The organism is Woeseia sp. D3-10 (assembly GCF_055809415.1).
Map to the genome: position 1 here is coordinate 253338 of NZ_JBVVTW010000007.1, position 12153 is coordinate 265490.

Genomic DNA, 12153 nt, shown 5'->3' on the forward strand with positions numbered 1-12153 from the left:
TAAAGAGAATGAGAATGACAACAAGGCTTGCGGCACTTGAAGACTGGGTAAACTCGGTTGCGAGTTTAACGAAACCGGACCAAATTCATTGGTGCGACGGTAGCGATCCCGAGAATCAACGACTCACTGAGGAAATGCTGGCCAGTGGCGTGCTTTCCGAACTGGATTCGGCCACTTACCCGAATTGCTACCTGCACCTGTCGGACCCTTCGGACGTTGCGCGGGTCGAACACCTGACCTTTGTGTGCACGCCCGAACGTGACGATGCCGGCCCCAATAATCACTGGATGGCGCCGGCCGACGCGCACAACAAAATCGATGCCTTGTTTGACGGCGCCATGCGTGGCCGCACCCTGTACGTGATTCCTTACTGTATGGGCCCCATCGACTCGCCTTATGCCCGCCTCGGCGTTGAGATTACTGACAGCCCGTACGTGGTTGCCAACATGCGCATCATGACCCGGATGGGCCAGTCGGCGCTGGAACGTATTGAGCGTGAAGGCAGCTTCGTGAAAGGACTGCATTCCACCGGTGACCTCAACCCCGAGAAGCGCTTTATCATGCACTTCCCTGAAGAGCTGACGATCAAGAGCATCGGCTCCGGCTATGGCGGTAACGCCTTGCTCGGCAAGAAATGTCACGCGTTGCGGATAGCCAGCTATCAGGCACGCCAGGAGGGCTGGCTGGCAGAGCACATGCTGATCGTCGGCGTCGAGAATCCGCAAGGTGAAACCAGTTATATCGCCTGCGCATTCCCGTCAGCTTGCGGCAAGACGAATCTCGCCATGCTGATTCCGCCCGAGTCACATCCTGGCTGGAAAATCTGGACTCTTGGCGACGATATCGCCTGGCTGCATCTCGACGACGACGGCCAGCTGCGGGCCATTAATCCGGAGTCCGGCTATTTCGGCGTGGTTCCGGGTACCAACGCGAAGACCAACAAGAACGCGTACGACATGATTCAAAGCGACACTATATTTACCAATGTCGCGACTACGGCGGATAACCAGCCGTGGTGGGAAGATAAAAAAGAAGGCGAGCCGGCAACGGATTGGCACGGCAAACCGTACATTGCCGGCGAAGGCGCCGCTGCTCACCCAAACTCGCGCTTCACGGTGTCGGCAACGAAGAACCCGAGTTACTCGTCACTCGCAGAAGCGCCAAATGGCGTGCCCCTGTCAGCGATCGTGTTTGGCGGCCGCCGAAAAGAACTCGCGCCGCTGGTTTACGAAGCACGCGACTGGCGGCACGGTGTCCTGGTCGGCGCGGGTGTTGCTTCGGAAACAACGGCCGCCGCCACCGGCGCGGTTGGCGTCGTGCGCCGCGACCCGATGGCGATGAAACCGTTCTGCGGCTACAACTTCGCTGACTACTGGGCTCATTGGCTGTCGTTTGCCGATCGCTCAACGAACCTGCCGCGCGTGTTTCACGTCAACTGGTTCCGCCAGGACGAGAACGGGCGCTTTCTCTGGCCCGGTTTCGGCGACAACCTGCGGGTACTGCGCTGGATAATTGACCGATGCGAACAACGTGTTGACGCGACTGAAACACCGATTGGCTACCTGCCCAAGCCAGACGACATCGACACCCGCGGGCTGGATATCAGCACAGGTGCGCTGCAATCACTCTTGTCGGTCAACGTCGGACAGTGGCGCGAAGAAATGGCGGCAGTGGGCGAATATCTGGAGAGCTACGGCGAGAGATTGCCAGCCGCACTGAAAGAAGAGCATGCCAGAGTGACTGAGGCGTTGGCCAAGAGCGCCTGAGGCCGGTCAGGGTCTCGTTAACTCGTCGATAACGAGCGAACGCGGCCCTACTCTTCGCAAACGAAATGAATGGCCAGCGGTGTACCGGGTTTAGCGACCCGACCGAGCCCGATGATGCCCTCGCCGGTAATTTCGGTGCTGTCCCTTCGGACAAAGGTTTCTTCACCGTGCACGTTCTGCACGAACGTGCCGTTCGTGCTTTGGTCGACCAGCACGAACTTGCCCCGCCGCATTTCAACCTTCGCGTGTATACGTGAAATCAGGTTGCCTTTGACCACCAGATCATTGTCGTCGGCACGACCCATGTTGATGCTCTTGTGACGTTCATTGACCACGACAGTGGCATCGCGAAACGTCAGCGTGATCTTATTGGCCTTGCGGGTCTTATCGTTCCACTCGATGGTGGGCAACATGCTGGTTGCCTCTTCAGGCTGCCAGACCAGCTCGTACAGCGCGACTTCGTCTATGCGTCCGCGCACGGTGGCTACGTCAATCTGACGGGTTTGCGCGCGCCATTCTTCGGTCATTTGTTCGACGGAAATGCCGGAAATGACGATTTGTCGCGCTTTCGCCTGTGACGTCATGCGATTGGCCGTGTGGACGGCGGCACCGAAAATATCGTTGTGTTCGCGAACGACCGGTCCGAAATGACACCCTATGCGAATAGAGACAGGGATACTGCCGTCGCCACCCATCTCGTTGCCACTGATGCGCGTTTGCATCTGCGTCGCGGCGGCCATCGCTGCGTCGATCGTCGGAAAAGTCGACATCACTTCGTCGCCAATCGTTTTGATCACGGTGCCGTCGAACTGATGGGTCGCGTCCTTCATGACATCAAGGCAATGCGCAACTGTCTCACTCGCTTTTGTGTCGCCAAACTCGTCGTACAACTGTGTACTGCCTACGACGTCAGCAAACAATATAGCGACTTGCAGGTCCTTTCCCATCTAGTCTCTGCCCGTGGTCACGTCAGCGAGCCGCAACGCGGCTGGCGCCAAACTTCGAACGATATACGAGAATCGTATACAAGTCTTTATAACTTCTACTATTTTTCCGCAACGATATAAGCGATCCAGGCCAGATCGGCCTCACCGCGAGCGTCCGGAGTGAAGATGCCGTTGCCCTCGCCGTCTTCATCCTCGCCTTCCCAATACACGGTCGCCGTCGCAAAACCCGCCTCGAGCAACATGTCGCGAATCTCTGGCGCGGAATACAAACGCCACTCATAGGTAAAGGCATTCTTGAGTTTCGAGCCGTCTTTAAACTTGAAATCTATCGCACAACGCATCCAGTTGGTCACCGGGTGGAATTCCGCCTGACGCCAAATATAGGTAAAACCGTGTTCCTTATGCTTCGTTTTCTCTTTGGTCTCTTCCTGCGCTTCCGGGCCGCCGAACATATCGACGAAAAACACGCCGTCCTCTTTCAGGCTGTCATAGGCGCGTCGAAAATAGCGCACCATGGTCGCCCGCTCCTGGAAGATAAAGTAGCTGAAATTAAACGCTGCCATGAGATCGACGGCCGGCGTCTCGGCCGTCATAACATCGGACTCGATCAGACTGACTCGTGCCTGATCAGCGGCGGGCAGCTTGCCTAGACGGTGTTCGCGGCCCCACTCGAGTACTGACGGCTCGATATCCACGCCAATGGCCTGATACTCCTCACCTTGCCTTACCCACTGGCAGGCCGCACTCGCAGTGCCGCAAAAATCTTCGCGGAACAAATGGGCAGTACGGCCACGAATATCCCGAAAGGTGTTTTGCATGAATTCGACTTCATGTTCGACATTCTGAACTGACAGTTCGTACAACTCGTGAATATCGGCTTCATCGGCCATCGTCGGCTTCTTGCTGGACATTAGGACATTCTTCCCGCTCATGGTGGTGAGGTAACTCCGCACTCGGTGATTCGAGCGGCCATTGTAACGGGGTAATGGCTAACAATCACCGCCAGAAAGCAAACAACGGTTACAACCATTGACCAAAAGCCTACTGTACCCATTGTGCTCAGGCGGCTAGCGCCGCGGGCATCTTCGCCAGCGCATCCTCCAAGACCTCAAATCCCGTGCCAGGCTGCCAGGCATGTTCGCTAAGATGTCGCCGCCAAGCGCGCGCACCAGGCTCGCCGGCAAACAGTCCCAGCAAGTGACGGCTGATATGCTTGAGATAGATACCCTCTGATAACGCCTCTTCGATGTACGGGCGCATGCTCATAATCACGTCCTGTCGGGTCTCGTCGCGATCGACGCCATAAACCACCCGGTCCAGCTCGCGAATAAACCACGGTGCGTGGTAGGCCTGGCGGCCGATCATGACCCCATCAACGTGCTGCAAATGTGCCAGTACCTGCCGGCTATCGCTAATCCCGCCGTTCAGTACGATTTGCAGGTCCGGCCTTGCCTCCTTCAAACGATAGACCCTTGGGTAATTCAAGGGCGGTACGCTGCGGTTCTCCTTGGGACTGAGTCCAGCCAGAACCGCGATACGAGCGTGGACAACAAAGGTGTCACAACCGGCATCGGCTACGGTATCGACGAACTCGCGTAAAAAGGCCTCGTTATCGTGATCGTCAATGCCGATCCGCGTCTTTACCGTTACCGGACAAGCCGTTGCCTTTTTCATCGCGCGCACGCAAGCCGCCACTCGCTGTGGATCAGCCATCAAACAGGCACCAAATTGTCCGTTCTGAACACGGTCAGAGGGACAGCCGACATTGATATTGATGGCGTCGTAGCCCGCCTCAGCACCCATGACGGCAGCGTCGGCCATTAACTCCGGCGAACTGCCGCCGAGCTGCAAGACCACCGGGTGCTCTGACGGATCAAACCGCAGGAGCCGCTCACTGTCACCGTGCTTGAGGGCCGCAGCGGTAACCATCTCGGTGTAGAGCAGGGTTTGTGCGCTTAACTGGCGCAAGAAAAACCGGCAATGGCGGTCCGTCCAGTCCATCATGGGTGCCACCGAGACGCGGGCACAAAGATCCTTATTCGCCATCCATTCCTTCCACGCGCGAGCGGTCATTTATCAGGGGCAATAACGCCCGCGCTTAATTATCTGTGCGGCCACAGTTCGCTGGCAGCGAACGACCGAAGGCCGAATTATGCCGCAATACGGCTGGCCTGCAGCAACTGCGGCCAGCCCGCCACGACCGACCACAGCCTTGACAGCGCAGCTCGCGCAACCGCGCGTTCCGCCCTGCAGTAAAACCAGTCAGCACTCTCGCAATCGTCCCCCGCTCGCTCCCGCTGCAGCGGTGCATGCGCACTGGCCGGACTTCGCTAGCCATCCTCCGGTACATCGCCACTGGCAATCGGCCGGACCGCGATCATTTCGGCTCGCCGTGAACTGGCAGACAACACCTCCAGCTGGCAACTCTTCCACGACACGCTGTCGCCGCGTACCGGCAAACGACCCAGAATTTCAGTAATGAGCCCACCGACGGTAGCGACGTTGTCATCGGGCTCCCATGGCAAACCAAACCTCGCGCAGATCTTCCGCAGCTCGACGGATCCGCGAACGTGCAAGGAACCGTCGTTTTGCTGCCAGGTATCATCAATGTGCTCGTCTGTCTCATCGAGAATCTCGCCAACCACTTCCTCAAGCACATCTTCCAGAGTGACGATACCTTCGACGCCGCCGTATTCGTCGACGACAATGGCCATGTGCATTCGTTCGTTCTGAAACGTTCGCAACAATCCGGTCAACGGCATGCTTTCCGGGACAACGACCGGCTCACGTACCAGCTCCGACCATGCCAGTGTTTCGTCGTCAAAATCGTGCATCCAGTGCAACAGGTCTTTGGCAACGACAATGCCCGCAACATCGTCAATGTCTTTGCCGGGCACGAACGGGTATCGGCTGTAACCCTTGTCTTTTATAACCGCCCGCGCTTCGGCGGCGGTCATTTCTCCCGACAGCTGCACGATTCCCTGGCGTGGCAGCATCACATCACTCGCCGTCATTTGCCGCAGGTGCGTTGCACCAACGATCATTTCTGCTGTTCGCGGTCCCACTGCACCTTCGTTACGGCCCATCGCCGCCAGCAAACGAATTTCTTCAACGGAAGTGACCGGTGCAGCTTTGCCGCGACGCAATGAGCGCGAGAACCGTTCACTGACGAACACGAAGGGATGCAGCACAACAGTCATGACCCGAATCATGTAGGCGACGGGAACCGAGAAAACCTTCGGGTAACTCACGCCCAGCGTTTTCGGAATGATCTCCGTCAACACCAGTACTGCAACCGTAAAGACAATAGTGAATATCCACAATGTGCTCTCGTCGAACACGCTCGCGTAGCTCGCACCAGCGACTGACGCACCGACCGTATGCGCGGCCGTATTCAGAATCAAAATTGCAGCGATCGGTACATCAATGTTGCGTTTGAACCCAGCCATCCACTGACCGGCACGCTTGTGCCGCGAGATCATCGCTTCCGACTGAGCCGGGCTGGTCGACAGCAGCACAGACTCGCAAAGTGAACATATGAAAGAAACGGTCAAGACAACCGTAATGGCCGTCAAAAAAATAAACATCGTGACTCCGGGTGAGTACAGCACTGAACAAACTTCCGCGGCGCCGCCCGAACGAATTCGTCAAGCAAGCTGCGGTATTCAAAACAGGCGACACTTGCTGATCAAATTAGCGATTTGCAGGCCGTCCGCCCGACCATCCTGCCAAATTCCTTTGATCGCGGCTATCGCAGACGAAGCAGCCGCAGGCCACCACGGGTGGGACAACAATGAGTTACAGTGCTGAGATCAGGGCCGGCGCGTCCCGTTCCGGAGGAACTCAAAGCACCGCAGGAGGCGTGGGTGGCGCACGCTCCGCAGGCGTAACGACGTTTCGGTAGCCAAGGCGAGATGAGGTACACGCGGTGCATTTACGCGTAAAACACTGCTTCTGTTCAAGCTGGTGACAGCCGGCAGCAATCAGGTACTGCGTGACAACAGGCTCACCGCTGCTCCCTCCCAGTCGCAGCAAGAAGGCGTTTCCGCCCCGGATACGCGCAAACGGTCTTGTCCGCGGCTCCGAGCGCGCGCGTGCCGCGCAGTCATCACAGGTCAGTCGATGGCTGAACTCTTGCGTGAAGATACCGCAGGGTATCCGGACTGCACCGACGCCCCTGACCGAATCGCCACTACTCCAACAATAGCAACGATCCGAGCAGGGGCGGCACCGCCCCCACGGAAGGTGGCAGAACGGTGCCGGTTACAACTGGAGACGATAGCTTGTCGATCTACCACGGCAACGGGCGTTGCAGCCGCAGCGACAAACCGATGACACGCAACTTATTCCACCGGATGCCCGTCAGCATCGACATAGACCAGTGGCGCCGGACCCATGCCGCGGATTTCGACGATGACCTCTTCATCTTTCGCACCGTCGAAGTGTGCGGCTTTCGCCGGGTGCTTCATGTAGCTGCCAGGTCCAAGCGGTATCGAATGTTCTTTGTCCCATACCGTACCTGTACCTGTATACCAGGTACCTTTAATCACGGTGACATAGCGCGTATTCGGATGAAAATGCGGCGCACTGAAAGTACCCGGCGCAAAGCGTGCGCGCATGATGTAATACCCTTCACTACGCGGATCTCCTTCGAGTATCGCCATATCGAGACCGGGCTCAAGCTCAGTCCACACCAGGTCGTCCGGGGTCAGTCGCACGAATTCGTCATCGCCCGCGTTCGCGACCCACGCTATGACCATTAACAACGAGGTAACAGTAAACGCTTTCATGTTTCGCTCCATGACCAGGCCTAGCGGAACCGGGCGTTGATGCCCAGCGTGAAGTTGCGGCCGTTGTAGTTCGAATTATCGAGATACGCATTGCTGCTACCGAAGGTGCGGCGGACGATCGCCTTAGTGCCATCATCGGTGATATCCGTTGCACGGAAGACCAGACGAATGCGGTCCGTTACGTCAAAGTTGGTGGTGAAGTCCAGCGAGTCGTAATCCTGCTCGTAAATGCTCTCCTGGAACTGCGAGAAGCCGAACAGGAACTTGTCCCGGTACGAATACGCCAGATTGGCTTCGAAGCGCTCACCCTGGTAGGTCACCGCTGCCGTCCCGATGGTCCCCGGGGCGTTGAAGAATTCGACATCATCCCGACCTTCCAGCCCGGAATCGGCACTGCTTTCCTGCATCGTCAGATTGATGTAGGTACCGAAACCACTCCAGAAACCTTCCAAGTCAGTGAACTGTCGAATGAAATTCAGCTCAAGACCGTAAACTTCGGCCGTCTTGCCGTTGTAGAACGTTTCGACGTCACCAATTTCGAGACCGGCCAGCCGCGGGTCGTTCTCAAAGCGCGAGGCGTCACCATCGCCTTCCGGCGCGTCATCGTTAAAGATGAAGCCATCGATAGTCTTGTAGAAAACATTCGCGGACAAAATGCCGATACCACCGTAGTAATACTCAACACCGAAATCAAAGTTCCAGGCCTGCGCCGTATCAAGGTTCGGGTTACCCAAGAATATATCTGCCGTACCGTCTTCGATCGCGATTTCCGTCGTGCCGGCAATGAACTGAAACTCCGGACGCGCCAGCGAAGCAAACGCCGCGCCGCGGAATATCAAATCGTCCGACGCGCGATAGTTAATTTGCAAACGCGGCAATACATCGGTGTAACTTGAGTCGGTCTTGATCGGCGTTAAGGTCTCGGTGCCGGCATCATCGTCTTCGATAAGCTCAAGATTCTTTACGGATACTTCGGTCTGTTCTACACGGACTCCGCCGATGATCTCCCACTTACCAATGTTTGCCTGCGCCATGATGTAGCCGGCGAGAATGTCCTCAGTGGCCGAATAGGTATCCGCGTCCAGAGGGATAGAGCCATCGTCAACGTATTCGTTCTCGAGTACGCCGTCGTCAACCAGGCCGAACCCTACGTTGCGCCAGTTACTCAACATACCCTCGTCTATCGCAAAGATTGAACTGTAAGGCGAACCGATATCAGCAAAATTGACATCGTTGCCGCGGAATCCGTCTTCCTCGAAGAACAGATCGCCGTCAGCCTCAAGCACGTTGGCTTCGAACAGTGAGCGCTTCGACTGCTGGTACTTGACGCCCATCTTCATGTATTCGAAAGCGCCGGAACCCGTCAGGTCACGCATCGCGTCAAACGTAAAGGCAGTCTTTTGGTCTTTCGCGCGGTCTTCATCAATATCGTTGCCACTCAACGACCAGCCGGCCGCGTTGGCAATGGCCGCCGAATCCGTCGGATTCAGCACTGGTGAGGGAAACTCGTTGTCCGAACGATCCCATAGTATCGTGCCGGCGCTCATGTCCTTTTCGAATGACAACTCGTAGTCGTTGGGTTCGTCGCGGATACCTTCCGAGTAACCCAGAGAATAGTCGAACCGCCACGGTCCGCGCTGTGTTTCGCCAAGCAAATTGTACGACTGGGAGCGAAACACCGATTCTTCATACTCACCGTAGATACGTGCCGTATAGCCGTCCTCGGGATTCAGCATGCCGCCCTGATACAGCTCGTCGTCATCACCTACGAAAAAGATGCCGCGATTCAGCTCGGTATCGTCAAGGCGGTTGAAGCTGCCTTTGAAGGTCAACAGCGTGTTGTCGGTGGCCTGCAAACTGATCGCGGTATTGATACCGACATTTTCACGATCGTTGTCGAAACGCAGCATGCCGAAATCGTAGACTTCAGGCGAATTGCCGGAGGCCAATGGATCGTCATCGTCCTGTTCGAGAACCGACACCCAGTCTTCGTCATTGAGCAAGCCGTAGCCGGCGGTGCTGCGATCGCTGTAAGCGGCCGACACCAGAATTCCCCAGCGGTCATCCGGACCAAAGACTGTTGCGAAAGTACCTGCAAGCTTGCCACCGAGATCGTCGCTGAAATCGTTGTAGAAACCTTCCGCATTCATATCAATGTACAGCTCGCGATAATCGAATGCGGTCGCACTGATCAGCTCGACTGAACCACCAATGCCATCACCATCGTGGTTCGGCAACAGAGTCTTGTTCACAATAACTTTGGACACAGCTTCGATCTGGATGACATCGAGCGCAACACGGCGATTGTCTTCTTCCTGTTGCGCGACGTTCATGCCGTTCAGCTTGAAGTTGTTGAGCCCGGAATCCAATCCGCGAATGGAAACGTAACGCCCGTCTCCCGCCTTCTCTTCGCGCTGAATGGATACACCAGGAACCCGTCGCATCGCCTCGGCGATATTGCGATCTGGAAACCGCCCGAGCTGATCCGACGAGATGACGTTGGAAATATTGTCATTGCTGCGCTGCTCGTTGAGTGCCGCCGCTTGGGCGCCTCGTACACCCGTGGTAATTACTTCGTCGAGAGTCACAGGACCGATTTCAATCACCGTTAATGCGCTACCCCCGGCAACCACAGACACCTGCTCCACCTTCGACTCAAAACCTATATAGGAAAGTTCTACTGAGTAATTTCCTGCCGGCAGGTTGTTGAAACGAAAAGAACCGTCACTCGACGACGACGTTGTCGCTCCGGTTTCGCGTAATCGAATCATCACACCTGACAGGTAGTTTTGCGTACCGGGATTGACGACCCGGCCGTTGATTGTTCCTGAGCCCGGTTCCTGTGCATTCACAGGCACCGCAATCGAGACAATTGCAGATAACACGATGGCCAACCAGAACCGGGCGATGGACGCCGGCTGAAGTCGAGTGGACCGTCGAGAAGAAGTCGGAGTGATCGTTAAGGTCATGGCTGCATCCCTGATTTTGGGCTATGGGCTGGATTCCAAACTCCTCCGGATACTATACCGCCGCAGGTGAATTGCCAAGGAAAACTGATCGAATGTTCAGCGAATTTTTTGCCTGTCGAAAATGTTTAAAAAATCGCAATAGCCACGTAACATACTGTTAATAAAAGTACTGTAAGGCGTGCACCAACCGGCACGCGAACCCGACCGGGCCACCGACGGTGATCCGCTGTGAAAAAAATGGCACCCCGATCCGGTGCGATCCTGGCCACGCGACACCGTCCGGCGACAGTACGCCTGCTCTAGCTATCGGCCCGCAGGTACCACTCCACTTCCCTCGCCGAGAGCTCGCCGAGAAACGCATCAAACTCAAGTTGCTTGGTCGCCGCGTAGACTTTGCAATACTCCGCGCCAAGGTAGCCTGGCAGGATCACCGCCTCGCTGAGCGCCCGCAACGCGTCGGGCAGTCGCAATGGCAGACCCCCATCCGGCTTTTCGCAAGCATTCCCTGTTCGCGGCGTCGGTGGCTCGCTTCGGGATTCAAGGCCGTGATGCATCCCGGCAAGCAAAGCGGCGAGTGCAAGGTAGGGATTGGCATCAGCGCCCGGGACACGGTATTCGATTCGGCGATCTTCGAGTTTGCCTGCCGGCACTCGTAAGGCGACAGACCGATTGTTGTAACCCCACGTACGCGACATCGGTACGAACAGGCCCGGTTGAAAGCGCCGAAATGAGTTCAGGTTCGGCGCGAAAAATGCCATCCCTTCCGGCATGATATCCAGAACCCCGGCAACCGCATGTCGCAGCGCAGCGCCACCCTGCTCGCTGCCGTCATCGAAAATATTGTTCCCCGATTCGTCCAGCAAACTGACATGCCAATGCATGCCGCTTCCGGCCGTTGCCCTGTAGGGCTTGGCCATAAAAGTCGCACGCATGTCGTGCTTCACCGCAATATTCTGTACCACCTGCTTCAGCAGGATCGCATGATCAGCTGACTGAACAGGATCTGCGACATGCCGAAGATTGATCTCGAACTGGTCGCCACCGTATTCGGCGTTAAGAGCGGTCACTGGTAACTGCAGCTCGCGACAGGCTGCGGTTACATCCGTTACATAGCCCTCAAAGTCATCCACATGCGACAGGCTCATTAACTGCGAACTCTTGTGCCGACGGCCTGCGACCGCTGATTCCGGCTTCTGCGGCATGCCGCCGGCATCCCGCTCACGGTCGACGAGACAGAACTCCAGCTCGCAAGCCACAACAGGGCGCAGCCCCTTGTCCGCGAAACGTGCCGCGACTCCGGCTAACACATTGCGCGGCTCAAACGGATTTGCCGTACCGTCGTCATTGAGAAAACTCACGGTCACCTGCGCTCGCGGCGTAGCGGACCACGGCACCCGAATCAAAGTTCGCGCCAGCGGACGAATTGCGATATCCGGGTCGCCATCGCTTACGCCCTGCCCGATCGGATCCATGCAGCTACCGGTAACCGACAGCATCAGCATGGAAGCCGGAATTTGCAGACCACTAGCGTACAACTGCCTCGCGTGCTCAACGGTCAGGCGCTTGCCCCGACTGATTGCGCACATATCAGGAAAGACAGCATCGATCGCCTCGATTTCGGGATTCTCTTTGAGAAACTGCTCCAGGTCTCCTGGTTCCGCGTACATGGCGGTCGTCATCG

8 protein-coding genes are annotated in these 12153 nt (G+C 56.7%); 1 reads left to right on the plus strand and 7 read right to left on the minus strand.

Annotation, left to right across the window (positions count from 1 at the left end; all coding sequences use genetic code 11):
* Positions 1–14 precede the first annotated feature (14 nt).
* Positions 15–1766, plus strand: coding sequence for a phosphoenolpyruvate carboxykinase (GTP) (locus AC0L8N_RS01970; protein WP_473665897.1), 1752 nt, complete (start codon positions 15–17; stop codon positions 1764–1766).
* A gap of 47 nt (positions 1767–1813) precedes the next feature.
* Here AC0L8N_RS01970 and AC0L8N_RS01975 read toward each other — a convergent pair whose 3' ends face one another.
* The 7 genes from AC0L8N_RS01975 to AC0L8N_RS02005 all read right to left on the minus strand — a co-directional run bounded on the left by AC0L8N_RS01975 (position 1814) and on the right by AC0L8N_RS02005 (position 12151).
* Positions 1814–2713 carry an adenylate/guanylate cyclase domain-containing protein gene (locus AC0L8N_RS01975; RefSeq protein WP_473665899.1) on the minus strand — a complete coding sequence of 300 codons (900 nt, stop codon included), beginning with the start codon at positions 2711–2713 and terminating at the stop codon, positions 1814–1816.
* A 98-nt stretch (positions 2714–2811) separates the two neighbouring features.
* Positions 2812–3624 carry a methyltransferase domain-containing protein gene (locus AC0L8N_RS01980; RefSeq protein ID WP_473665900.1) on the minus strand — a complete coding sequence of 271 codons (813 nt, stop codon included), beginning with the start codon at positions 3622–3624 and terminating at the stop codon, positions 2812–2814.
* A 148-nt stretch (positions 3625–3772) separates the two neighbouring features.
* On the minus strand, positions 3773–4759 hold the full coding sequence (dusA, locus tag AC0L8N_RS01985) for a tRNA dihydrouridine(20/20a) synthase DusA (RefSeq protein WP_473665901.1): 987 nt from the start codon (positions 4757–4759) through the stop codon (positions 3773–3775).
* A 284-nt stretch (positions 4760–5043) separates the two neighbouring features.
* Positions 5044–6300, minus strand: coding sequence for a hemolysin family protein (locus AC0L8N_RS01990; protein WP_473665902.1), 1257 nt, complete (start codon positions 6298–6300; stop codon positions 5044–5046).
* 756 nt (positions 6301–7056) lie between these two features.
* Positions 7057–7503, minus strand: coding sequence for a cupin domain-containing protein (locus AC0L8N_RS01995; protein ID WP_473665903.1), 447 nt, complete (start codon positions 7501–7503; stop codon positions 7057–7059).
* A gap of 20 nt (positions 7504–7523) precedes the next feature.
* Positions 7524–10388, minus strand: coding sequence for a TonB-dependent receptor (locus AC0L8N_RS02000; protein ID WP_473665904.1), 2865 nt, complete (start codon positions 10386–10388; stop codon positions 7524–7526).
* A 383-nt stretch (positions 10389–10771) separates the two neighbouring features.
* A complete protein-coding gene (locus tag AC0L8N_RS02005) occupies positions 10772–12151 on the minus strand; it encodes a glutamine synthetase family protein (protein ID WP_473665905.1) in 1380 nt (459 codons plus the stop codon).
* Positions 12152–12153: the final 2 nt, after the last annotated feature.